Source organism: Herbaspirillum rhizosphaerae, from assembly GCF_001189965.1.
GTDB classification, from domain to species: domain Bacteria; phylum Pseudomonadota; class Gammaproteobacteria; order Burkholderiales; family Burkholderiaceae_D; genus Herbaspirillum; species Herbaspirillum rhizosphaerae.
In genome coordinates, this window is record NZ_LFLU01000019.1 from 70,605 (window position 1) to 93,089 (window position 22,485).

The 22,485-nt window shown below is 60.2% G+C and carries 21 protein-coding genes; 9 read left to right on the plus strand and 12 right to left on the minus strand.

Annotation, left to right across the window (positions count from 1 at the left end):
• Positions 1–40: 40 nt before the first annotated feature.
• From AKL25_RS20500 to AKL25_RS20510, 3 genes are all read right to left on the minus strand, one after another.
• On the minus strand, positions 41–1,735 hold the full coding sequence (locus AKL25_RS20500) for a long-chain fatty acid--CoA ligase (protein WP_050479565.1): 1,695 nt from the start codon (positions 1,733–1,735) through the stop codon (positions 41–43).
• 321 nt (positions 1,736–2,056) lie between these two features.
• Entirely contained in the window at positions 2,057–3,157 is a 1,101-nt protein-coding gene (locus tag AKL25_RS20505; protein ID WP_050479566.1) for an aminopeptidase, read from the minus strand.
• The gene (locus AKL25_RS20510; protein WP_050479567.1) at positions 3,139–5,265 is read right to left on the minus strand and encodes a molybdopterin-containing oxidoreductase family protein; all 2,127 of its coding nucleotides are present in this window, start codon (positions 5,263–5,265) and stop codon (positions 3,139–3,141) included. The genes AKL25_RS20505 and AKL25_RS20510 overlap by 19 nt, the downstream gene beginning before the upstream one ends.
• An 84-nt stretch (positions 5,266–5,349) precedes the next feature.
• Here AKL25_RS20510 and AKL25_RS20515 point away from each other — a divergent pair, with 84 nt between their 5' ends.
• Positions 5,350–6,198 carry an AraC family transcriptional regulator gene (locus AKL25_RS20515; protein WP_050479568.1) on the plus strand — a complete coding sequence of 283 codons (849 nt, stop codon included), beginning with the start codon at positions 5,350–5,352 and terminating at the stop codon, positions 6,196–6,198.
• Here the strand turns inward: AKL25_RS20515 and AKL25_RS20520 are convergent.
• The gene (locus AKL25_RS20520) at positions 6,195–6,833 is read right to left on the minus strand and encodes a LysE family translocator (RefSeq protein ID WP_050479569.1); all 639 of its coding nucleotides are present in this window, start codon (positions 6,831–6,833) and stop codon (positions 6,195–6,197) included. The two genes, AKL25_RS20515 and AKL25_RS20520, sit on opposite strands and share 4 nt — an antisense overlap.
• 162 nt (positions 6,834–6,995) lie before the next feature.
• Here AKL25_RS20520 and AKL25_RS20525 point away from each other — a divergent pair, with 162 nt between their 5' ends.
• Positions 6,996–8,426, plus strand: coding sequence for a M20/M25/M40 family metallo-hydrolase (locus AKL25_RS20525; RefSeq protein WP_050479570.1), 1,431 nt, complete (start codon positions 6,996–6,998; stop codon positions 8,424–8,426).
• A gap of 44 nt (positions 8,427–8,470) precedes the next feature.
• On the opposite strand, the gene AKL25_RS20530 is transcribed toward AKL25_RS20525, so the two are convergent.
• The 4 genes from AKL25_RS20530 to AKL25_RS20545 are packed head-to-tail and all read right to left on the minus strand — an operon-like array spanning position 8,471 to position 12,384.
• Positions 8,471–9,526: an ABC transporter ATP-binding protein gene (locus AKL25_RS20530; RefSeq protein WP_050479571.1), complete on the minus strand. Its 1,056-nt coding sequence runs from the start codon at positions 9,524–9,526 to the stop codon at positions 8,471–8,473.
• On the minus strand, positions 9,523–10,512 hold the full coding sequence (locus tag AKL25_RS20535; RefSeq protein ID WP_050479572.1) for an ABC transporter ATP-binding protein: 990 nt from the start codon (positions 10,510–10,512) through the stop codon (positions 9,523–9,525). The genes AKL25_RS20530 and AKL25_RS20535 overlap by 4 nt, the downstream gene beginning before the upstream one ends.
• On the minus strand, positions 10,509–11,405 hold the full coding sequence (locus AKL25_RS20540) for an ABC transporter permease (protein ID WP_050479573.1): 897 nt from the start codon (positions 11,403–11,405) through the stop codon (positions 10,509–10,511). Before AKL25_RS20540 ends, AKL25_RS20535 begins: the two co-directional genes overlap by 4 nt.
• 1 nt (position 11,406) lies before the next feature.
• Positions 11,407–12,384, minus strand: a complete 978-nt coding sequence (locus tag AKL25_RS20545) for an ABC transporter permease (RefSeq protein WP_050479574.1) — start codon at positions 12,382–12,384, stop codon at positions 11,407–11,409.
• A 283-nt stretch (positions 12,385–12,667) separates the two neighbouring features.
• Between AKL25_RS20545 and AKL25_RS20550 the strand changes: the two genes are divergently transcribed.
• Positions 12,668–13,861, plus strand: coding sequence for a M20 aminoacylase family protein (locus AKL25_RS20550; protein WP_050479575.1), 1,194 nt, complete (start codon positions 12,668–12,670; stop codon positions 13,859–13,861).
• A 67-nt stretch (positions 13,862–13,928) separates the two neighbouring features.
• On the opposite strand, the gene AKL25_RS20555 is transcribed toward AKL25_RS20550, so the two are convergent.
• Positions 13,929–14,612, minus strand: a complete 684-nt coding sequence (locus AKL25_RS20555; RefSeq protein WP_050479576.1) for an HD domain-containing protein — start codon at positions 14,610–14,612, stop codon at positions 13,929–13,931.
• A 275-nt stretch (positions 14,613–14,887) separates the two neighbouring features.
• On the minus strand, positions 14,888–15,361 hold the full coding sequence (locus AKL25_RS20560) for a hypothetical protein (protein WP_050479577.1): 474 nt from the start codon (positions 15,359–15,361) through the stop codon (positions 14,888–14,890).
• A 234-nt stretch (positions 15,362–15,595) separates the two neighbouring features.
• Here AKL25_RS20560 and AKL25_RS20565 point away from each other — a divergent pair, with 234 nt between their 5' ends.
• Positions 15,596–15,949 (plus strand): DUF1304 domain-containing protein, encoded by a 354-nt coding sequence (locus tag AKL25_RS20565; RefSeq protein ID WP_050479578.1) that lies wholly within the window; start codon positions 15,596–15,598, stop codon positions 15,947–15,949.
• Positions 15,950–15,961: 12 nt separating this feature from the next.
• Here the strand turns inward: AKL25_RS20565 and AKL25_RS20570 are convergent, their stop codons facing one another.
• The gene (locus AKL25_RS20570; RefSeq protein WP_050479579.1) at positions 15,962–16,783 is read right to left on the minus strand and encodes a DUF3047 domain-containing protein; all 822 of its coding nucleotides are present in this window, start codon (positions 16,781–16,783) and stop codon (positions 15,962–15,964) included.
• Positions 16,784–16,830: 47 nt separating this feature from the next.
• Positions 16,831–17,850 carry a LysR family transcriptional regulator gene (locus AKL25_RS20575; protein WP_083444816.1) on the minus strand — a complete coding sequence of 340 codons (1,020 nt, stop codon included), beginning with the start codon at positions 17,848–17,850 and terminating at the stop codon, positions 16,831–16,833.
• 228 nt (positions 17,851–18,078) lie between these two features.
• On the opposite strand from AKL25_RS20575, the gene araD1 reads away from it, so the two are divergent.
• The 5 genes from araD1 to AKL25_RS20600 all read left to right on the plus strand — a co-directional run bounded on the left by araD1 (position 18,079) and on the right by AKL25_RS20600 (position 22,411).
• Positions 18,079–19,074 carry an AraD1 family protein gene (gene araD1 / locus AKL25_RS20580; RefSeq protein ID WP_050479580.1) on the plus strand — a complete coding sequence of 332 codons (996 nt, stop codon included), beginning with the start codon at positions 18,079–18,081 and terminating at the stop codon, positions 19,072–19,074.
• A 393-nt stretch (positions 19,075–19,467) separates the two neighbouring features.
• Positions 19,468–20,151, plus strand: a complete 684-nt coding sequence (locus tag AKL25_RS20585) for an amino acid ABC transporter permease (RefSeq protein WP_050479581.1) — start codon at positions 19,468–19,470, stop codon at positions 20,149–20,151.
• An 18-nt stretch (positions 20,152–20,169) separates the two neighbouring features.
• A complete protein-coding gene (locus tag AKL25_RS20590; protein WP_050479582.1) occupies positions 20,170–20,820 on the plus strand; it encodes an amino acid ABC transporter permease in 651 nt (216 codons plus the stop codon).
• The gene (locus AKL25_RS20595) at positions 20,804–21,538 is read left to right on the plus strand and encodes an amino acid ABC transporter ATP-binding protein (protein WP_007878018.1); all 735 of its coding nucleotides are present in this window, start codon (positions 20,804–20,806) and stop codon (positions 21,536–21,538) included. The genes AKL25_RS20590 and AKL25_RS20595 overlap by 17 nt, the downstream gene beginning before the upstream one ends.
• 66 nt (positions 21,539–21,604) lie before the next feature.
• Positions 21,605–22,411, plus strand: coding sequence for a transporter substrate-binding domain-containing protein (locus tag AKL25_RS20600; RefSeq protein WP_050479583.1), 807 nt, complete (start codon positions 21,605–21,607; stop codon positions 22,409–22,411).
• Positions 22,412–22,485 lie beyond the last annotated feature (74 nt).

The following is a 22,485-nucleotide window of genomic DNA, read 5'->3' on the forward strand; positions in this document are numbered from 1 at the left end:
CGTTTTTTGTTTGTACTGCTGAAGACACTCAAGCTGAAAATCAGGCTGCCTTCTTTTCCTCTTTTTTCTCGTCACGCAATTCGCGGCGCAAAATCTTTCCGACATTGGTCTTCGGCAGCTCATCGCGAAACTCGATGTACTTGGGTTTCTTGTAGCCGGTGAACTGTTCTTTGCAGTAGGCCATCAACTGCTCGGCCGTCAGCGACTTGTCCTTGCGCACCACGAACAACTTGACCGCTTCGCCGGTATGCTCGTCCGGCACGCCGACGCAGGCGCATTCCAGCACGCCAGCGTGCGCCGCCACCACGCCTTCGATTTCATTCGGATAGACGTTGAAGCCGGACACCAGGATCATGTCCTTCTTGCGGTCGACGATACGAGTGTAACCGCGCTCATCCATGATGCCGATGTCGCCCGACTTGAAGAAGCCGTCCGGCGTCATGACCTTCTCGGTTTCGTCGGGACGGTTCCAGTAACCCTGCATGACCTGCGGGCCGCGGATGGCGATTTCACCTGGCTGGCCGAGCGCGACCGGCTTGCCGTCGTCGTCCAGAATCGCGATGTCGGTCGACGGCAGCGGCAGGCCGATGGTGCCGGTGTATTCGTCGATGGTGCAAGGATTGGCGCTGGCGATCGGCGAGGTTTCGGACAAGCCGTAACCTTCGATGATCGGGCAGCCGGTGATCTTCTTCCACTTGTCCGCCACCGATTTCTGCACCGCCATGCCGCCGCCGACGCAGCAGCGATAGCCGGAGAAATCCAGCTTGGCGAAATCGGGATGATTCAACAGCGCGTTGTACAGCGTATTGACCGCCGGGAAGGTGTTGACCTTGTACTTGCCCAGTTCCTTGATGAAGCCCGGGATGTCGCGTGGATTCGGAATCAGCACATTGAGCGCGCCTTCACGCGTGCCCAGCATATTGCAGACCGTCAGCGCGAAGATGTGATACAGCGGCAGCGCGCAGATGAAGACCAGCTGGTCGAGTTTGGCGCCCTGATTCAGCGCCGGCATCAGCCATTCTTCGGCCTGCAGCACATTGGCCACCAGGTTGCGATGCGTCAGCACCGCACCCTTGGCGACGCCGGTGGTGCCGCCGGTGTATTGCAGGAAAGCGATGTCGTCATGGCCGACATCGACCGGCGCCGGCTTCTTGCCTTCGCCCAGCGCCAGCGCTTTCTTGAAGGTGATCGACTGCGGCAGCGAGAACGGCGGCACCAGCTTCTTGACATGGCGCACCACCAGATTGACGATCGCGCCCTTGAGGCCGCCCAGCAGCTCGCCCATGCTGGCGACGACGACGTGCTTGACGGCGGTATTGGAGATCACCTTGGCCAGCGTGCAGGCGAAGTTTTCCAGCACGAAGATGGCTTCGGCGCCGGAGTCTTTCAACTGATGCTCAAGCTCGCGCGGCGTGTACAGCGGATTGACGTTGACCACGGTATAGCCGGCGCGCAGGATGGCGGCGATGGCGATCGGATATTGCAGCACGTTCGGCATCATGATCGCCACGCGCGCCCCCTTTTTCAGGCCGGTGCTTTGCAGCCATGCGGTCAGCGTGGCGGACAGTTTGTCCAGTTCGCCGTAGGTCAGGTACTTGCCCATGCAGGCATAGGCGTTGCGGTCTGCGTATTTAACAAAGGCCTCGTCGATCAGCTGGACCAGCGAGCGGTAGCGGCTTGGGTCGATGTCGGCTGGGACGCCTGCGGGGTACGATGCAAGCCAGAATTTATCCATATTGTTCCTTTTGTCTCCGATTCAGAGCGGCAGCCCGGCTGTATTCTCAGGACCTGGTTGGATGCCGCAAAAAAAAGCACGGTTGTGTTTTTATTTATTGCAGATGCTATCCACCAATCTCATTAAGGGCAAGTATTTTGAGAAAATTTAAGAAAATTTTCTTGTTTCCCCTGCCAACCGGCCCCATCGGCTGACACCTTGCGCCATCTTTTCCAAACTGGCAACTTTTTCTGCCGATTCATGGCGATTTTCAAAATTAGTCAATTCGGCAATGAAATTCTCGCTGCGCTCTCTGCCCTGCACTGTAGCACCGGAGCAGCATTATTTCGCACCCGCCTGAGCAGATTGCTGTGGCGGCTGCCCTGCCTGCAAACGATCCAGCTGTTCGTCGCGCTGCGGCTTGTCCAGCTTTGCCAGCGTTTTTACCCGTTCGAAGAAATCGGCGAAATCGCGGCTCTGGCGGAACAAGGCCCGAAACGCCGGCACGCGGTCATGATAGGTGCCAACCAGCGCCAGATGCGCGTTCGACAGCGGCATGGCGAACCAGCGGTCGTAGCCGCTGAATCCGCCCCAGCGCACTTTGAGCTGCTGGTACTCGGCGCGCAAGGCATCGAAGATCGCCGCCTTGCGCTGCAGCTTGTCGGCGTCGCCGGCATCGCTTTGGTAGTCAGCGTCCAACTGAGACCGGTATTTCAGCAGGAGTTCCAGAAAGTCTTCCTTGCGCGCAGCGAAGACGCGATAGGCCTGCGCCAGCTTGTCGTCGTGGCGCGCCTGCAACCAGCGGTCGAGGCCAAGCTCTTCCACCGTGGTGGCATAGGATTCATTGAATTGCGAATCGCCTTTGACATAGACCACCTGATGGCCCAGCTCATGGAAGATCAGGCGCGCCAGTTCGCCGTCGGGATAATTGATGAAGGTCGACATGACCGGATCGTTGAACCAGCCCAGCGTCGAATACGCCGGCACGCCCAGCACCTGCACGTCATAACCTTGCTTGACCAACCCGTCGGCATAATCCTGCGCGTCCTGCTGGCTGTAATAGCCGCGATAGTCGACGCAACCGGCAATCGGGAAGCACCACTGCTTCGCCTGCAGGGACAAGGCCGGCGCCGCCACCACGTTCCAGACGACGAAGGGTCGCTGCAGCTGCGCATAATTCTTGTAGCTGCCGTTGTCGGGCAAGGACAATTGCTCCACCGCGAAGCGGCGGATCTCGCGCACGGTCTGCAACTTGGCGCGCAAACGTTCGGAGGTAGCCGGATCGGCCAGCCAGTCGTCGATAGGCTTGGCCTGCGCCAGCAGCGAGAACTGCCCATGCGCCGCCTGTGCGTAATACCCCAGCGAGGAGCAGCCCGCCGCCAGCAGACACGCTGCCGCAGCGCCGGCCATCAAGACGATTTTTGCTACGCGCTTCCTGCGCATGCTTCCACCTGCACCAGCACGTCGTAGAAGGTCGGCGCATTGCCCATGTCGGTCAGGCGCTGGCTGGTCACTTCGTTGGCATTCTTGCCGTCGGCGGAAAATTTCTTCCACCAGATCGACAATCCCACCACCAGGCCGGGACGTGCTTTCGGCGTCACCCGCACCTTGGCCAGCATGCTGCCGCGATCGTTGAAAATGCGCACTGCGCCGCCGTGCACGATGCCGCGCGCGGCAGCGTCGTCGGGATGCATGTCCAGATGCGGCTCGCCCTCGGTGTCGCGCAGACTCTGCACGTTGACGAACGACGAGTTGAGGAAATTGCGCGCCGGCGGCGAGATCATCGCCAGCGGATATTTTTCGGCCAGCGCCGCGTTGCTGGCCACCGATTCATAGGGCGGGATATACGTCGGCAAGGGATCCAGGCCATCGGCCAGCATGCGCGCCGAATAAAACTCGCACTTGCCCGAAGGCGTCGCAAAACCGCCGTCGGCAAACGGCGCGGCCGGCATGTTCAGGCGTTGCCAGCCCTTCTCTTTCAGACGTTCCCAATCGAAATCCGCAGCGCGTTCGTTGCTGCGGTCAAATGCCTGCGCCGCAATCGCATCGTCGCTGTCCTTGAAGCAATCCTCGTCGAAGCCCATGCGTGCCGCCAACAGGCGGAAGATCTCGGTATTCGGCTTGGCTTCACCCAGCGGCGCAATGGCGGCGTTGTTCGCCATCATGTAAATGTGGCCGTAGGTGGCGTGTACGTCGACGTGTTCCAGCTGTGTCGTAGCGGGCAAGAGAATATCGGCGTAATCGGCGGTGTCGGTCTGGAAATGCTCCAGCACGACGGTAAACAAGTCTTCGCGCGCAAACCCCTCCACGACCCTGGCGGACTCAGGGGCGACCGCAACCGGATTGGCGTTATACACGATCACGGCTTCCACGCGTGGCCCGAAATCGGGAGAACTCTCGCGCAGCAAATCGTCGCCGATGGTGCTCATGTTGATGGTGCGCGATGGAACGCCGTGCTGCAGCAGCAAGTCGGGACGCTTCAGGAAGGCGCCGTTCTGCGGAAACGAATCCGAGGTCGATACCTGCAACCCGCCGCCTGCGTGCCGCCATGCGCCTACCAGGGCGGGCAGGCAAGCCACATTGCGCACCGCCATCCCGCCGCCGCGCACGCGCTGCAAGCCATAGTTGGCACGGATCAGCGTGTTCTCGCCGCGCTGTGCGGCGCTGCCGTATTCGCGCGCCAGCTGAAGCACTTCATCGACGCTGATGCCGCAGACTTCCGCGACGCGTTGCGGCGGCCATTCCTGCACGCGCTGTTTGAGCTGATCGAAACCCAGCGTGTGCTGTGCGATGTAATCGGTGTCGAGCATGTTCTCGTTGATCAGCACATGCATCATGCCCAGCGCCAGCGCCGCATCGGTGCCCGGCAACAGCGCGATGTGCTGATGGCATTTGTCGGCGCTCAGCGAACGATAAGGATCGATGGCAATGATCCTGGCGCCGCGGCGCTTGGCTTCTTGCACACGCATCCAGAAATGCAGGTTGGAGGCAATCGGGTTGCCGCCCCAGATGATGATCAGCTTTGCATCTTGCACGTGTTCGGTGTCGGCGCCCATGCGTGCGCCAACCGTATAGCGGTAACCGGTACTTCCGGCGGAAGAACAGATGGTGCGCTCCAGCAGCGAAGCGCCGATGCGATGGAAAAAGCGCATCGACATCGATTCGCTCTGCACCAGGCCCATGGTGCCGGCATAGCTGTACGGCAAAATGGCTTGCGGGTCGCGCGCGGCGACTTGCTTCAGGCGGGCTGCGATGGTGTCGAGCGCTTCGTCCCAGCTGATGCGCTCGAACTTGCCTTCGCCCTTCTTGCCGACGCGTTTCATCGGATGCAGCAGGCGTTCCTTGTGATAGGTGCGTTCGGTATAACGCGACACCTTGGTGCACAGCACGCCGGCCGTGGTCGGATGATCCGGATCGCCGCGCACTTCGGTGGCGATGCCGTCCTTCACGGTCACCAGCAAGGCGCAGGTGTCAGGACAGTCATGCGGGCAGGCGCCGCGGACGATGATGGGATCGGCGCTTGAGGAAGCTGGATTCGGAGCGGAATTCATGACAATTAGGAAACTGAAGGCGGATTGGACGGCAAGATGCTTACTTTATCTTAAAATGCCCCATCTCTTTCAGAAGCTTTCATCATGCAGGCTGCCCAATCCCTTGTTCAGGAAGCTGCTCCCGCCGTCGAGTTCTGGCGCGATCCGGCCTTGCCCTTCTTCGAAGGCCGGCGCGCCGTCGGCAGCGTCAGTTGCTACACGCCGCACACGCATCCGACCTTCTCCATCGGCATCGTCGACGCCGGGACCAGCGTATTCTCGCTGGCGGACCGCGAAACGCCCATCCGGCCGGGCGACGTGGTGTTGATTGCCGCCAACGATGTGCACTCCTGCAATCCGGTGCAGCGGGAAAGCTGGAGCTATCGCATGTTCCACCTCGATCAACAATGGCTGTGCACGCTGCTCGACGAAGCCGGCCTGTCGTCGCGGACGACGCTGGTTTCGCAGGTATTGCGTTCGCCGCGCGCCCGGGTCCTGATGGATGACATCAGCGACGCCATGCGCGATAGCGAAGATGTTTTGCAAAAAGAGAGCGTGCTGGTTGCTGCACTGTGCGAATTGTTTGCCTCGTTTTGCGCGTCCTCATCGGATGCAATGAGCGATGCCGATACGGCAGTGGAAGCTTCCGACCTGCAACCGGCGCACGACCACCTGCAGCACCATTGCTGCGACAAGATAGCGCTCGACACGCTGGCGCAACTGGCCGGCACCGGACGCTATCAGTTGATCCGCCAGTTCCGCCGCCGCTACGGCATGACCCCGCATGCGCTGCAACTCGACATGCGCATCAACCTGGCGCGCGATTTCCTGCGCCGCGGCGAATCTCTGGCCGATGTCGCTTACCGCACCGGCTTTGCCGACCAGAGCCATTTCCATCGCGCCTTCAAGGCGCGCGTCGCCGCCACGCCGGCGCAATACCGGCTCGGCGGCTAGGCGAACAGCGTCGCGGCCACTATCGCCAGCGCAGCGATCAGCAGCAGCACGCCCGCCAGCCATTCGGCGCGCGAGAAATAACGCACAATCCGGGCAGCGACGCGCTCGCTGGATACCGCCAGCACCAGCGCGGCATCCCAGACAAAGACCGCCGCAAACATCCACGCGCCGTATAGCATCTTGATCTCCATCCCGGTTGCGGCGCCGACCATGAGCGTGAACAATCCCAGGTAGAACAAGCCGTTCTTCGGATTCAACCCGCCGGACAGGAAGCCGGCCGCAAAACCTTGGAAGAAGCCGTGATGCGCTTCCATCCCGCGATCGGCATGTTGCCACGCCAACGGCTGCGGGCTGCGGCTGGCGCGGATGAAGGCCCAGCCGATATAGGCCAGGTAGCCGCCGGCCAGCAATTTCATCGCCAGCAACAAGGCCGGACTATGCTGCAGCACACTGAAGCCGGCCAGCGCCATTACGATATACACGCCGTTGGCGCAGGCAATGCCGAGACTGGTGCCGATGCCGTTGCGCCGGCCGTGACGCAAGGCATTGCGCAACAGCAGGAGAAAATCGGGACCGGGACTGACCAGCGCCAGCCAGTGCGCTGTCGCCAGCAGGAGAAATTCATGCAAGACCATGTTGCCGCCGTCCAGGGTTGATCAGAGACGGCGATGCTAGGCGCGATGGCACGATCCGTATTGAACAAAATTGCGCCCTCCCCTCTGTACGCGCGGCGACTTGTTGCGTTACTCTTCATTTCCTCACCGCAACATCAATCCATAACGAAGGAGACGCTTCCCATGACATTTCGCTTCCCCGCCTTGCGCCATATCGCCTGTGCCGCGGCGCTCGCAACCTGCGGCGGCGCCTTTGCCCAGACGCAAACCCTGACGCCGCAGCAGCAGCGTTTCCACGAGATCTACAAAGAACTGGTCGAAATCAACACCACCCATTCGGTCGGCAGCACAACGCAGGCGGCGCAGGCCATGCAGGCGGTGTTGCTCAAGGCCGGGTTCAGCAAGGACGAGATGCAGATCATCGAACCCTTCCCGCGCAAGGGCAACCTGGTGCTGCGCTGGAAAGGCAGCGGCGCGAAACAACAAAAGCAGCCGATGCTGCTGATGGCGCACATCGACGTGGTGGAAGCCAAGCGCGAGGACTGGAAGACCGATCCCTTCAAGCTGCAGGAAAGCGACGGCTATTTCACTGCGCGCGGCTCAATCGACGACAAGGCGATGGCCTCTTCCTTCGTCTCCGTGCTGGCGCAATTAAAACAGGAAGGTTTCCAGCCGACGCGCGACATCATCATGGCGCTGACCGCCGATGAAGAACGCGGCGACGTTGAAAGCAACGGCGCCATGTGGCTGCTGAAGAACAAACCGGAACTGTTGAAAGCCGAGTTCGGCATCAACGAAGGCGGCGGCGGTGAACTGCGCGACGGCAAACCGAATCTGCACCGCGTGCAGATTGCCGAAAAACTCTACACCACTTACGAATTCGAATTGCGCGACGTCGGCGGCCACAGCTCGCTGCCGACCGCCACCAATCCGATCTACGGCATGTCGGAAGCACTGGCGCGCCTCGGCGCTTATCGCTTCCCGGTAATGCTGGCCGACGTCACCAAGACCTATTTCAGCCGCACCGCGCCGTTGATGTCGGGCCAACTGGCGGAAGACATGCGCGCGGTCGGCAACGGCAGCACCGATGCCGCCGTCATCGAGCGCCTGTCGAAGACGCCGCTGTACAACGCGCAGCTGCGCACCACCTGTACCGCCACCATGGTCAACGCCGGCCACGCCGAAAACGCCCTGCCGCAATCGGCCAAGGCCGTGGTCAATTGCCGCATGCTGCCGTTTGACGATCCGGACAACGTCGAGAAACAACTCAAGCAGGTGATCACCAATAACGGCGCCAATGACAAGATCACCATGCGCCAGTTCGCCAAGCCGACGCGCAGCCCGGTGTCGCCGCTGCAGGGAGAGATGTTCTCCACCATTGAGACGCTGACCAAGGAAATGTGGCCCGGCGTGCCGGTGATACCGTTCATGAGCACCGGCGCCACCGACAGCCGCTTTGCGCGCAATGCGGGGATTCCGATGTATGGCGTTTCCGGCCTGTTCTTCGATCCGGCCGATTTGCGTACGCACGGACTGGATGAGCGCGTGGAGATTCCGCGTCTGTACGACAGCCGCGAGTTCATACTGAAACTGGTGAAGAAACTGGCGTCGTGATGTGCTGAAGCATGAAAAAACGCCGGCCTGAGCGCCGGCGTTTTTTATTGCGCGTCGTTGAGATGGCAGGCCGACATATGACCCGGTGCGATCTCTCTGAGCAGCGGTTTCTCTACCGAGCAGCGCGGCATCGCATGCGGACAGCGCGGATGAAAATGGCAACCCGACGGCGGATTGAGCGGCGACGGGATCTCGCCCTTGACCGCAAAGTAGGTCGCCTTGCCCACTTCCAATTTGGGCGCCGACGCCAGCAAAGCCTGCGTGTAGGGATGATTGGCGCCCGCGAAGACGGCATCGGTCGGCGCCGACTCGACGATGCGGCCGAGATACATGATCAGCACGCGATCGGAAATATGCCGCACCACGCCGAGGTCGTGACTGATGAACAGATAGGTCAGGTCAAGCTCATCGCGCAGCTTCATGAACAGATTCAAGACCTGCGCCTGAATCGACACATCAAGCGCCGCCACGGCTTCGTCGCAGACCAGGAATTTCGGCTTCACCGCCAGGGCGCGCGCAATGCCGACCCGCGCTCGCTGCCCGCCGGAAAACTGATGCGGGAAACGGCGCAGCATGTCGCCGCTTAGCCCCACGCGCTGCAAGAGTTCCGCCACATATTCCTGCTGCTGGCGCTTGCCGATGATGCCGTGCACCACCGGCGCTTCGCCGACGATGTCGACCACGCGCAGGCGCGGATTCAGCGACGCATACGGATCCTGAAAGATCATCTGGATGGCCAGCTGCCGCTCGCGCTTTTGCTGCGGCGACAGCTTGTCGAGATCTTCGCCCTGCCACAGCCGCACACCCTCCGTCAGGCTGTGCAAACCGACCACCATGCGTCCCAGCGTCGACTTGCCGCAGCCGGATTCGCCGACCAGGCCGACCACTTCGCCGGCGTTGATGTGCAGGCTGACATCGTCGACAGCGTGTACGACTTCTTCCTTCAAGACGCGGCCGAAGGCTTGCGTAAACAGGTTGGCTGTTTTCGCCGCGCTGTCGAGCGGTTTGACGAAACGTTTGACCACATGCTGTAGTTCCAGCAAGGGCTGCTTATCCGTGTCTGTATGCACGCTTTGTTCTTTCAATGCGTTCAATGTCATGACGCCGCCTCCAGCGGCGCATCCGCCATCGGGTGGAAGCAGCGCAAGGCGCGGCCGTCGACCATGCGCGTCTCCGGCGTCTGCGTGCATTCCGCAGTGGCGTGCGTGCAGCGGTCGCGGAAAGCGCAGCCGGACGGCAGGTTCAGCAGCGACGGCGTGCTGCCGGGAATCTGGCGCAGCGCCTGACCGCGCGGATTGCGCGACGGCGCCGAAGCGATCAGGCCGTAGGTGTAGGGATGGCGCGGCCGGGCCAGCACTTGCGCCACGGCGCCGCTTTCGACGATGCGTCCGGCGTACATGACGCTGACGGTATCGGCCAGTCCGGCGACAACGGACAGGTCATGCGTGATCCAGATCAGCGCCGTGCCGGACTCGCGGCACAGCTTCTGCATCTCGAACAGGATCTGTCCCTGAATGGTGACGTCCAATGCCGTGGTCGGCTCGTCGCAGATGATCAGGTCCGGCTTGTTGAGCAAGGCAATGGCAATCGCCACGCGCTGCCGCATGCCGCCGGAAAACTGATGCGGATAGGCATGCAGGCGCTCATCCGGCGCGGCAATGCCGACCCGCACCAGCGCGTCGCGCGCCAGCGCCAGGGCGGCGTCCTTGCCGATGTCCTGATGCGCCAGCACGGCTTCGATCATTTGCGTATCGATGCGCAGCACCGGGTTCAGGGTCATCATCGGATCCTGGAAAATCATCGCAATGCGATTGCCGCGGATTTCGCGTATCCGGCTTGCCGGCATGGCCCGCAGATCCTCGCCGTTGAGCAGGATGCGACCGCCGACCACTTTTCCCGGCTCATCGATCAGACCCATGATGGAATAACCGGTCATCGACTTGCCCGAACCGGATTCGCCGACCAGGCCCATCACTTGGCCCGGTTCCACGGTGAAAGAAACATCATCGACTGCGCGCGCAATGCCGCCGCGCGAGAAGAAATGCGTCTGCAGGTTTTCTACTTGCAAGGTGGCGGTCATCGTCATTGCCCCTGCAAGCGTGGATTGAGCACGTCGCGCAACTGATCGGCGACCAGATTGATCGCCACCACCGCCGCCAGCAAGGCCACGCCGGGGAAGAAGCTGATCCAGTATTTACCCGACAGCAGGTATTGGAAACCATTGGAAATCAGCAAACCCAGCGACGGCTCCGTCACCGGCAAACCCAGTCCGAGGAAAGACAAGGTCGCCTCCAGCGAAATCGCCGACGCCACCTGCAAGGCGGCAATCACGATCAGCGGCGGCAAACAATTGGGCAGCAGATGGCGAAACATGATGCGCAGCGGAGAGAGGCCGAGCAGGCTGGCGGCTTCGATGTATTCCTTCTTGCGTTCGACCAGCGCCGTGCTTCTGGTGGTGCGCGCGTAGTAGGCCCACTGCACCGTGACCAGCGCGATGATGATCTTGTCGACGCCGCGCCCCGTCAGCGCCAGCAGGATCAGCGCCACCAGAATCGGCGGAAACGCCAGCTGGATGTCGGCCACGCGCATGATCAGCGCTTCGATGCGGCCGCCGGCATAGCCGGCCAGCAAGCCCAGCGACAGACCGATCGCCAGTGCGATCACGGTACTGGTGACGCCGACCATGACCGAAATGCGCAGGCCATAGAGAATCGCCGACAACATGTCGCGCCCCTGATCGTCGGTGCCAAGCAGGAAGGTCATGCCTTCCATCGAGGTCTTGCCCGGCTCCAGGCGCGAATCCATCACGTCGAGATGCTCCAGGTCGTAAGGATTTTGCGGCGAGATAATCGGTGCAAAAATCGCCGCCAGCAACAGCAGCAGCAACAAGATGAAACCGAAGGTTGCGATGCGGCTGCTGAAGAAGCCTTGCAGGAAGCGTGTGAACGGCGTGTCGGCCCGGGTAATCTTGTTGAACATGTCAGCCTTTCGCCTCCGACAGACGCACGCGCGGATCGAGCACCGAGTACAGCACGTCGACGCACAGGTTGATCAGGATGAAGATGACCACGATCAGCGACAGGAAGGCGACGATCACCGGCCGGTCGAGCACGCGGATGGAGTCGATCAGCAGCTTGCCCACGCCCGGCCAGGCGAAGATCGATTCGGTCACGATGGAGAACGCGATGATGGAGCCGAACTGCAGCGCCACCACGGTAACAATCGGAATCAGGATGTTCTTGAGTACGTGCACGCCGACGATGCGACTGTTGCGCAGGCCCTTGGCGCGCGCGAATTTGATGTAGTCCTGCAGCAGCGCCTCTTGCGTGCCGGCGCGCGTGAGGCGGATGATCAGCGCGATGTTGAACAGCGACAGATTCAGCGCCGGCATCAGCAGATGCCTGAGCCCGTCCCAGGTCAGGAAACCCAGCGGAATCCCGAACAGCATGCCTGTCTGCCCGCGTCCGCTGGTCGGCAGCCAGCCCAGCTCGACCGCAAACACCATGATCAGCATCAGCCCGACCCAGAAGGTCGGTAGCGAGAAGCCGAAGATCGACACCGTCATGATGGTTTTGCTGGCGATGCTCTTGGGCCGCAGCCCGGCCCACAAACCCAGCGGCAGACCGATCACGATGGCGATCAGGATGGCCGAGACCGCCAGTTCCAGCGTGGCCGGCAGGCGTTCCAGGATCAGCCCGAGCGCCGGCGTGGCGTAGACGAAGGAGCGTCCCATGTCGCCGGCCAGCGCGTTCTTGATGAAATAGAAGTACTGCACCCACAGCGGCTGATCCAGGCCAAAGGCGGCGATCACGCGTGCCCGCTCGATCTGGTCGGCGTCGGCGCTGATGAGGATGTCGATGGGATTGCCGATGGCGTAGACGCTGACGAAGACCAGCAGCGACATCAGGAGCAGCACGGCGACGCTCTGTACGCAACGGCGGATGATGAAGACGAGCATTGGCTGTTTTGGCTAGGCTATAAAAATGACGGGGGATGGCAATCTGCACACGAAGTTGTGATGGTGCATAAATCATGCCGGATAAGCAACTACATTTATCGCAAGCGCTCAGGCCCAGGGGTAATATAGCCGAGGCGCCAGCAAATGATCGGCGTCCGGGGTATCCTTCCATCATCGAGGAACGCCATTGAACCGGTTCGGTCACCGCCGAACCAGTTGCTGTACATGGCGAAATGACAAGACAGAAAACGCTTCACACAAGATTGACCACAAGGTACGCATCATGAAACTCATCGACCCGATCACCCAATTCCATTCTGAACTGCAAAAAATCCGCCGCGATATCCACGCGCATCCCGAGCTGAGCTATGAAGAGCAGCGCACCTCCGACGTGGTCGCACAGAAGCTGACCGAATGGGGCATCCCGGTAGTGCGCGGCCTCGGCGTCACCGGCGTGGTCGGCATCATCAAGAACGGCAGCAGCACGCGCGCCATCGGCCTGCGCGCCGACATGGACGCGTTGCCGATGCCGGAGCTGAACACCTTCCCGCATGCGTCCAAACACGAAGGCAAGATGCACGCCTGCGGTCATGACGGCCACACCACCATGTTGCTGGGCGCGGCGCATTACCTGTCGCAGCATCGCGATTTCGACGGTACGGTATATGTGATCTTCCAGCCGGCGGAAGAAGGCGGACGCGGCGCCGAGCGCATGATCCAGGACGGCCTGTTTGAAAAATATCCGATGGATGCCGTGTTCGGCATGCACAACTGGCCAGGTATGAAGGCCGGCACCTTCGGCGTGACGCCGGGGCCGATGATGGCGTCCAGCAACGAATTCGAAGTGATCGTCAAAGGCAAGGGTTCGCATGCGGCGCAGCCGCACAAGAGCATCGACCCGGTGATGACGGCGGTGCAGATCGCACAGAGCTGGCAGACCATCGTCTCGCGCAACACCAATCCCAACGATTCAGCCGTGGTATCGATCACGCAGATCCACGCCGGCAGCGCGACCAACGTGATTCCCGACAACGCTACGCTGATCGGCACGGTGCGCACCTTCAGCACGGCAGTGCTGGACATGATCGAGCGCCGCATGAAGGAAATCGCCGAACATACCTGCGCCGCCTTCGACGCCGAAGTCGATTTCACCTTCAACCGCAACTATCCGCCGCTGGTCAATCACGCCAAGGAAACCGCGTTTGCGGTCGAGGTCATGCAAAGCATCGTCGGCGCCGACAACGTGAATGCGACCGTCGAGCCGACCATGGGCGCGGAAGATTTCGCCTTTATGCTGCAACACAAACCCGGCTGCTACGTCTTCATCGGCAATGGCGAAGGCGGCCACCGCGACAGCGGCCACGGCCTGGGTCCGTGCAATCTGCACAATCCAAGCTATGACTTCAACGACGACTTGCTGCCGATCGGGGCAACGTATTGGGTGCGCCTGGCTGAGGCTTTCCTGAAGCCGCAATAGTCCTGCGTCGAAACGGTTGCTCTCTCGGAGCGATGACAAAGGCGAGCTTGCATGCTCGCCTTTTTCTTTAGTGCTGATGCAGGGGATTGCTGCAGCTTGCCGCATGACCGGCGTCATTCCATGCCGACCCGCGGATGATGCTGCAGAAATTCAGACGCTTATAGGCAGGATCTTTCAACGCCAGCACATCGGCGTTGACCGTACCGAAAGTTGACAAGGGCTTGTGCAGCATGCCGCCGGCAAAGGCGTCGATGATGCCTTCCTTGAAATGTTCGCCGCGCGGATGCGCCGCGACGACGAGCTTGCGCTGTTCTTCGCTGAAGTCGTTGTAGGCAAGGCCGAGCACGTCCATTTCCACGCCTGCCGTGACCAGCGCCACCACCGGTTTTTTATGCTCGGGAATGCCCGGCGTGGTGTGCAGCGCGATAGCGTCCCACACCAGCTCGACATCGGATTCGGCGACGCCGTGCTGACGCAGGAAATTGCGCGCGGCGTTGGCGCTGTCGACTTCGAATCTGTCTTGCGGGCTGCTGAATTTTTCGGTCAGCCCCATGTCATGGAACATGGCGCCGATGTAGAGCAGCTCTGGATCGAAGTCGAGTTGCTTGCGTTGTCCGGTGAGTGCACCAAACAGGAAGACGCGGGTGGAATGATGAAACAGCAGATCCGATTCGGTGTCGCGCACTAGCTGGGTCGCTTCGCGCGCCATGGTGCTGTCGGGAATCTTGATGCCGGCAATGGTAGTGGTCATGTTTGCTCTCCTGAGCGATAGTGCGCAAGCTGCAACCGGCTGCGTGACGGTAACCTGAAAACGGTGAAGCCAGTATGGCAGCGGAGCATTGCGAAAACTACCGCCGGGAGCGGTGGAAACCCGCCAATCACAGGCGTTTTACGGCCATCGACCGAGACCGTCTTTGGCGACTTACAGGGTCATGGGGAGCAAGATGAAAACACGACGGCCCATCGGGGCGCCGCCGCGCTTTTTTGACATTGCATCAATGCAGAGACGACAGCTCCGGCGGTAAATCAGTCGGCCAGAATCGCCACCGCCTGCTTGCCGTAGGCAACGATATAACCGCCGTTTTGCTGCTGCCATTCACGCGCGGTCGGTTCGTCGCTGAACCAGTTCTGCCGGAAGTCGCCGAACTGGCCTTGTTCGAAACGGTAGCGATCCAGCATTTCGGCGCCGCAACGGTCGATCTCCTGCTTGCAGGCTTCCCAGCCGGCAAAGCCCAGTTCGCGGCCCAGCATGTGCAGGACGTGCTTGAGCTGCAAGGTATCGCGCACGGCGTAGAGATCGGTGACGCTCAGCTCCGGCATGACGCCGGTATCGATGATCCGGCGCAATACCGGCAGGGCTTTGCTGGGTTGCGCGTCGCGGCCGCTGCGCACCAGGCGGCGCGCGTGACGACGCAGGAATTCACTGTTGCTGCCCGGTTCGGCGGCGACATTGCGGGTAGTGCCAGAGGAGGTAAAAAGAGGATGGGAGGTAGACCACATAACGTTCCTTTCATAGTGCCCGCTCTCGCAACGGTCATGATCAAGGTTGTACGTCAGGGTTTATCCGAAAAGGAAGTACCGCTTCGACATCGACAGGTGCGTCAGCTTTCGCGAGAGCGGGCCTCCTGTCAGGCCCGGCGCTATTCTAGCTCTGATGGGCCGCGCAAGGCAATGCCTGTTCAGAAACTGTTGTTTCAGGCATGATCGGCGAATCAATTACAACAAGGAGAAACTATGAAACTGGTCGCCGATTTCCTGGTAGGACTGATCGCCGTCTTGCATGTCTGGATTCTGGTATTGGAGATGTTCTTGTGGACCAAGCCCTTCGGCCTGAAAACCTTCGGGCAGTCGCGTGAAGCAGCCGAGGCATCCAAAGTGCTGGCGGCCAATCAGGGCTTGTATAACGGCTTTCTGGCTGCCGGTCTGGCGTGGGGACTGATCGGCGGCGACGGCGCGGTCAAACTGTTCTTCGTCGCCTGCGTGCTGGTTGCGGGGATCTACGGCGGCCTGACGGCCAAGCGCTCGATTCTGTATGTGCAGGCATTGCCGGCATTGCTGGCGTTGATTGCGTTGCTGGCGTCCCGCTAGATTACTCAGCGATCACTTCGCCGTCGGCTGCACTTCCGTTCCGGCTTGCGCGGCGACGGTGGCCTGGCGCAGCAGGCGGATATCGCCGTACCAGGCTTCCACTTTTTCTTCCGTATTGTCGGTGTCGGTCAGCACGCCGACGCCGATCAATCGTCCCGGCTGTTCGCCGTAGATCTTCACGTAGTCGTCGACGATATTGCGCTGATAGCTGACCCACTTGCCGACGTTGGCGGCGCCGCTTTCGGCCACCAGCATCTGGATGCGGCCGGTGCGAGTATTGGAAATGACGGTTTCTTTCGGCGCCTTGTTTTCCCAGATATACATCAATGTGGCATAGGGAAACTCATGGCCCGACACCAGCTTGGCGGTATCGAACAGGATGGTATCCATGAAGGACAGTTTGCTCTTGTCGCCGTCGAAAGCCAGCACAATGCGCACCGGCGAATCTTCGGTGTCGCGATGGTAGTTGTCGGCGGTCTTGATCAGGGCTGAGGTCTTCCAGCTCCAGGTCAGCCAGGGTTGCTTGACCGGGTCGATGTTGACTGCATGGCGCAGGCCTGAGGATGCCTTGTCGGCATAGGCGCGCAACACGGTTTTGTCGCCGTCCTTGACCAGGATGTAGTCGGTGGTCTTCTTCTTGCGCATCAGGATCAGCGGTTCCCACTCGTTGGGAAGACCACCCGCCGGATTGGTCGAGAACAGCGCCAGCGCCTGATCAAGACGAATCTGCTTGGCCACCGGGTCGAGGGTCTTTTGCGTGTTGGCGCATGCTGCGAGCAGCGCCACGATACCCGTCAATACGGCCAGACGCAACGAGGAAGGAACTGACTTCATGAGCTTCTTTGCAAGAGGTGAGATGCGATGCGCACGCTGGCCGGGGCTCAGTTTTGCTGACGCAGGATGTTGATGAACATCTTGCCGATCGAGGACAAGGTGGCATTTTTGCGGGTCACGATACCATAGTGCTCGATGCGGGTCTTCAAATGCACGGGCAGGATACACAGCATCTGTTTGGCGGCGAAGAAGTGCGCAATGTCGAGCGGCATCACGGCCACCATGTTCGATTGCGCCAGCAAGGTGACGGTGACGAAAGGCGATGCGGTCTCGATGACGTTGCCGGGCACCTTCAGGCCTTCCAGCTTGAACTCGTGCTCAATCCAGATGCGCATCGGCATATTGCTGGAATACAGAATCCACGACGAACTCATCAGTTCCTGCAGACGCACCTTTTGCGCCGTCGCCAGAGGATGATCGAGGCCGGTGACGATGCACATCGGCTCGCCGCGCAACATTTCGTAGTTGTACAGCTGCGGCTGCGAACTGACCGATGAGCGCCCCACCATCAGATCGATGCGCCCCTGATCCAGCAAGAGCAACTGGCGCGCACTGGTGTCTTCGGTGATTTCGATCGAGACTTCCGGTTGCACTTCGCGCAAGCGCGTCAACGCGCGCGTGACCATAGGCGCAGCGCCCATGATGGTGCCGATCGACAGACGGCCGCCCTGCCCCGTCAGCATGCCTTGCAACTCGTCGCGCAGATTGCTGATGTCGCTCTGGATCAGGCGCGCGTAACGAATCACGCAACGGCCCAGTTCGGTCGCTTCGATCCCGCGCGGCGAACGGTCGAACAAGGTGACGCCGAGGGCGGATTCCATTTCATGCAAGGCCTTGGTCGCCGCCGGCTGGGTCATGTGCATGACTTCCGCGGCCTTGTGCAGGGAGCCCTGCTCATCGAGCGCGGTCAGCAGGGCGACCTGCCTGAAGCGCAGGCGGCTGACGATGGCATTGACCGACGGCAGCACGGACGGCGCATCCTGCGGCGTTTGCGGCAGATGCGGCTTATCCGCGTCATCCTGTCCTTGCAGTTGGTTATCACCCGATGAATTAAGGTCATTAGACATCGTTGGGGAAGCCTCTTATATTCTGATCCAGCAAAACTACAATGCTAACGCATCCATCCCTAATACTCATAAGGATGCGAATAATTTCATCGAGACATTTGCGAAATTAATCTGAGTTTGACCTCAATCGATTGATTTCCTCCTCATGCAGGTGCGCCACGCGGCAATTGCTGCGCCACAGCATCAGATGCATTTTGCAAATTTCTCGCTAAAAAATACGGAGACACCGTGAGACTGATTCAATTCGAAGACCGCCAGGGCGGCCGCAAAGTCGGCATCGTCAATGGCAAAGCCATCAACGTGGTTTCCCAGGTCGGCACCATGCGCGAACTGGCCTTGCTGGCGATTGCCGAAGGCAATTCGCTGGAACGCCAGGCGCAACTGCTCAATAGCAATACCCAGGAAGACTATGCTGCGATCCTGAAGGAAAACCGCATCCTGGCGCCGCTGGACCATGAAGATCCGGCGCATTGCCTGGTGTCGGGCACCGGCCTGACCCATCTGGGCAGCGCAGCGACGCGCGACAAGATGCACCAGAAGCTGGACGACGACGAAAGCGCCATGACCGACACCATGCGCATGTTCAAGTGGGGCCTGGAAGGCGGACGTCCGGGTCGCGGCAAGGTCGGCGCGCAACCGGAGTGGTTCTACAAGGGCGACGGCGACATCGTGGTCAATCCGGGCGCGGCCTTCCCGATGCCGGAGTTTGCCGAAGACGCCGGCGAAGAGCCGGAACTGACCGGCCTGTACATCATCGACAACGACGGCCGGCCGCATCGCCTCGGTTTCGCCATCGGCAACGAATTCTCGGACCACGTGGTCGAGCGCAAGAATTACCTGTACCTGGCGCATTCGAAGCTGCGCTACTGCTCCTTCGGCCCGGAGCTGCTGGTCGGCGACCTGCCTACCAATCTGGTCGGCATGAGCCGCATCCGCCGCGACGGCCGCGTGATTTGGGAAAAGGAATTCCTCTCCGGCCAGGACAACATGTGCCACGCCATCGAGAACCTGGAGTACCACCACTTCAAGTACAACCAGTTCCTGCGTCCGGGCGACATCCATGTGCACTTCTTCGGCACCGCGACCTTGTCGTTCGCCGACGGTGTACGCACCCAACTGGGCGATTGCTTTGAAATCAGCCTGCCCGATTTCGGCGAGCCGCTGGTCAACGGCATTGCACGCGAACAGTCGCGCATCGCCATTGATGGCATCAAAGTACTTTGATTCTCAGATAGCAAGTTTCAGGAATTTTGTTTAGGAATTTTGGTTTAACCCACAGAAAAGCGCCCGCCAAGAGGCGATTGCCGATACGCTCTGCAGACCGGACATCCGATCCGCAGAGTGCATCACCATAATGAACGGTCCTGTGTAGCGGACATTCCCGGTCCGGCGCCAGGCCTCAGCAAGGAGACCCAGCAATGCAACAACACTTCCATCCGACGTGCGTGCCGACACGCGCACAGGCGACATCCAGTATTCCATCCATGCTGCCGCAGCCGTCTGCCGCAACACGATCAGCGCGATAGCGCACAGCAACGCCCGATAGCGGCCGGCATGTTTTAACAATGCGCCGGCGCTGACGACTCAGTTGCTGTCCCGAAGACTTCTGGAGACTTCATGCATTACACCTTTGATTTCATGAGCGTGTTCGTCAACTGGCCCCGTTTGCTCGAAGGCGCCTGGCTGACGGTACAGTTATCCGCGCTTTCCATCGTATTGGGCTTTGTGGTCGGCACGCTCTGCGCCATCGCCTTCAAGAGCAAGAGCTGGCTGCTGCAGGCGCTGGTCAAGACCTATGTCGAGATCATCCGCAATACGCCGCTGCTGGTGCAGGTGTTCCTGGTCTATTTCGGACTGGCGAGCATCGGCCTGAAACTGACTGCAGAAACCTCGGCCGTGATCGCGCTGACCGTCAACGTCGGCGCCTACACGGCGGAGATCATGCGCGCCGGCATCAACTCCATCCATCCCGGCCAGATCGAAGCGGCCGAATGTCTGGGCATGTCGAAGTTCCATGTCTACTGGCATGTGGTGTTGCTGCCTGCAGTCGAACGCGTTTATCCGTCGCTGACCAGCCAGTTCATCCTGCTGATGCTGGCCTCGAGCATCACCTCGCAGATCTCCGCCGAAGAACTGACCGCCACCGCCAATCTGGTGCAGTCGGAAACCTTCCGCAGTTTTGAAGTGTATGTGGTGATCGCCGTCGCCTACCTGGCCTTGTCTTTCCTGTTCCGCGCTGCGTTCTGGCTGGTCGCGAAGACAGCGTTTGTGCGCAAGCGCAAGCTCGGCACCAACCTGTAAGGAAACTAAGGAAACAACGTGACCTCATTTACCTTTTTACATGTCGAATACCTGCTGCAGGCAGCGGTCTGGACCATTGTCCTGTCGCTGGTGGCGTTCGTCTTCGGCGGCGTGGCCGGCTTCGTGATCGCGCTGTGGCGCGTGTCGCCCAATAAGACGCTGCGCGCCGTCGCTAGCTGGTATATCCAGATCGTTCAGGGCATTCCGCTGCTGGTGATTCTGTTCGTGGCTTACTTCGGCCTGGCGATTGCCGGCTTCAAGCTGTCGCCGCTGGTGGCGGCCGGGATTTCGTTTGCGGTGTATTGCGCCGCCTTCCTCGGCGAGATCTGGCGCGGTTGTATCGAAGCGGTGCCGAAAACGCAATGGGAAGCCTCCGAATGCCTGGGCTTCAACCGCTTTGAACAATTGCAGAAAGTGATCCTGCCGCAAGCGTTCAAGATCGCGATCCCGCCGACGGTCGGCTTCATGGTGCAGATCGTCAAGAACACCTCGCTGGCATCAGTGATCGGTTTCGTCGATCTGTCGCGCGCCGGCCAGATCATCAACAACTCGACTTTCCAGCCGTTCACCGTGTTCGGCTGCGTGGCCCTGATTTATTTTTGTCTCTGCTATCCGCTGTCGGCGCTGAGCAAGCACTTTGAAAGGAAATTGAATGTCAGCAATCGTTAGCATCAACAATCTGCACAAGAGCTTCGGCACGAACAAGGTGTTGAACGGCGTGTCGCTGGATGTGCAGAAGGGCCAGATGGTCGCAATCATCGGCCGCAGCGGATCGGGCAAGAGCACCTTGCTGCGTTGCCTGAACGGACTGGAACGCATCGACTCGGGCGATATCAACGTCTGCGGCCATGACATCCATCATCCGGACAAGCTCAACCTGCGCGAGCTGCGCAAGCAGGTCGGTATCGTGTTCCAGAGCTACAACCTGTTCCCGCACGTGACCGTGGAGCGCAACATCACGCTGGCGCTGACGACCATCAAGAAGATGGCGACAGCAGAAGCGAAAAAAATCGCGCACAATGTCCTGACGCTGGTCGGTCTGGAAAACAAGAAGGAAGCCTACCCGGAGCAGCTCTCCGGCGGCCAGGCGCAGCGCGTGGCGATTGCCCGCTCGCTGGCGATGGCGCCGGAACTGATGCTGTTCGACGAAGTGACGTCGGCGCTCGATCCGGAACTGACCGGCGAAGTATTGAAGGTCATGGAAGATTTGTCCAAGCAAGGCATGACCATGGTGCTGGTCACGCACGAAATGGCGTTTGCGCGCAAACTGGCCGATATTCTGGTGTTCATGCATCAAGGAAAAGTCTGGGAAATCGGACCTCCGGACGAGCTGTTCACCAATCCCAAAACCGCTGAGCTGGCGAAGTTTGTCAGCAGCGATTTGTAATCACGGCAATACCCGAAACTTCGGTAACTTCACCTAGCAGTAAAAATCTATACCTCAGGAGACAACATGAAATCATTACTGAACTTCACCAAAAAAGCAGCTGTCGTCATGCTCGGTCTGGCGTGTTTCGCCCAGGTCGTCCACGCCGACACGCTGGCCGACATCAAGGCGCGCAAGAAAGTGCTGATCGCCGTCGATCTCGGCGCGCCGCCGTTCGGCATGACCAACGCCAAGCTGGAACCGCAAGGTTCGGATGTGGAAACAGCGCGCGCGCTGGCCAAGGACCTGGGTGTGGAACTGGAAATCGTGCAAGTCACCGGCCCGAACCGCGTGCCCTTCCTGATGACCGGCAAGGCCGACATGGTGATCGCCACGTTCAGCATCACGCCTGAGCGCGCCAAGGTCATCACCTTCACGCATCCGTACGGCGCTTCGCAATTCGTGGTTGCCGCACCGAAGGGAACCGCAATCAAAGGCTTGCCTGACCTGACCGGCAAACGTATCGCTGTCGTGCGCGGCAACATGCAGGATTCGCTGCTGACGCCGCTGGCGCCGAAGGGTGCGACCATCGTGCGTTTTGACGACGACGCAACCGTGACTGCGGCTGTGGTGTCGGGCCAGGTTGACGGTCTGTGCACGCCGAATGCGCTGGCTGCTGCAATCGCACGCCAGAATCCGACCAAGGGCCTGGAAACCAAGTTTGCGATCAAGGACATTCCTTACGCGATCGGTATCCGCCAAAACGAACCTGAACTGCAAAAATGGCTGAACGCCTGGATCGATACCAACACCAAGAACGGCCGCCTGGGTCAGATCTATCAGCAATGGGTCGGTACACCAATGCCTGACCTGGCGCAGTTTGCAGCGAAGTAAGCAGGAACGCATTACCTGAGCAGCAACACGCATGCCGCGCCGGTGTTTCGGTATCCGGGCACACCGGCCGGTTT

What these genes read in the sequence shown, in the direction of transcription:
- AKL25_RS20540 (WP_050479573.1), bottom strand. Translation starts at nt 11,405, where the DNA reads ATGTTCAACAAGATTACCCGGGCCGACACGCCGTTCACACGCTTCCTG.
- AKL25_RS20500 (WP_050479565.1), bottom strand. Translation starts at nt 1,735, where the DNA reads ATGGATAAATTCTGGCTTGCATCGTACCCCGCAGGCGTCCCAGCCGAC.
- AKL25_RS20600 (WP_050479583.1), top strand. Translation starts at nt 21,605, where the DNA reads ATGAAATCATTACTGAACTTCACCAAAAAAGCAGCTGTCGTCATGCTC.
- AKL25_RS20520 (WP_050479569.1), bottom strand. Translation starts at nt 6,833, where the DNA reads ATGGTCTTGCATGAATTTCTCCTGCTGGCGACAGCGCACTGGCTGGCG.
- AKL25_RS20575 (WP_083444816.1), bottom strand. Translation starts at nt 17,850, where the DNA reads ATGTCTAATGACCTTAATTCATCGGGTGATAACCAACTGCAAGGACAG.
- AKL25_RS20585 (WP_050479581.1), top strand. Translation starts at nt 19,468, where the DNA reads ATGCATTACACCTTTGATTTCATGAGCGTGTTCGTCAACTGGCCCCGT.
- AKL25_RS20525 (WP_050479570.1), top strand. Translation starts at nt 6,996, where the DNA reads ATGACATTTCGCTTCCCCGCCTTGCGCCATATCGCCTGTGCCGCGGCG.
- AKL25_RS20550 (WP_050479575.1), top strand. Translation starts at nt 12,668, where the DNA reads ATGAAACTCATCGACCCGATCACCCAATTCCATTCTGAACTGCAAAAA.
- AKL25_RS20545 (WP_050479574.1), bottom strand. Translation starts at nt 12,384, where the DNA reads ATGCTCGTCTTCATCATCCGCCGTTGCGTACAGAGCGTCGCCGTGCTG.
- AKL25_RS20595 (WP_007878018.1), top strand. Translation starts at nt 20,804, where the DNA reads ATGTCAGCAATCGTTAGCATCAACAATCTGCACAAGAGCTTCGGCACG.
- AKL25_RS20530 (WP_050479571.1), bottom strand. Translation starts at nt 9,526, where the DNA reads ATGACATTGAACGCATTGAAAGAACAAAGCGTGCATACAGACACGGAT.
- AKL25_RS20535 (WP_050479572.1), bottom strand. Translation starts at nt 10,512, where the DNA reads ATGACGATGACCGCCACCTTGCAAGTAGAAAACCTGCAGACGCATTTC.
- AKL25_RS20565 (WP_050479578.1), top strand. Translation starts at nt 15,596, where the DNA reads ATGAAACTGGTCGCCGATTTCCTGGTAGGACTGATCGCCGTCTTGCAT.
- AKL25_RS20555 (WP_050479576.1), bottom strand. Translation starts at nt 14,612, where the DNA reads ATGACCACTACCATTGCCGGCATCAAGATTCCCGACAGCACCATGGCG.
- AKL25_RS20560 (WP_050479577.1), bottom strand. Translation starts at nt 15,361, where the DNA reads ATGTGGTCTACCTCCCATCCTCTTTTTACCTCCTCTGGCACTACCCGC.
- AKL25_RS20510 (WP_050479567.1), bottom strand. Translation starts at nt 5,265, where the DNA reads ATGAATTCCGCTCCGAATCCAGCTTCCTCAAGCGCCGATCCCATCATC.
- AKL25_RS20515 (WP_050479568.1), top strand. Translation starts at nt 5,350, where the DNA reads ATGCAGGCTGCCCAATCCCTTGTTCAGGAAGCTGCTCCCGCCGTCGAG.
- AKL25_RS20505 (WP_050479566.1), bottom strand. Translation starts at nt 3,157, where the DNA reads ATGCGCAGGAAGCGCGTAGCAAAAATCGTCTTGATGGCCGGCGCTGCG.
- AKL25_RS20570 (WP_050479579.1), bottom strand. Translation starts at nt 16,783, where the DNA reads ATGAAGTCAGTTCCTTCCTCGTTGCGTCTGGCCGTATTGACGGGTATC.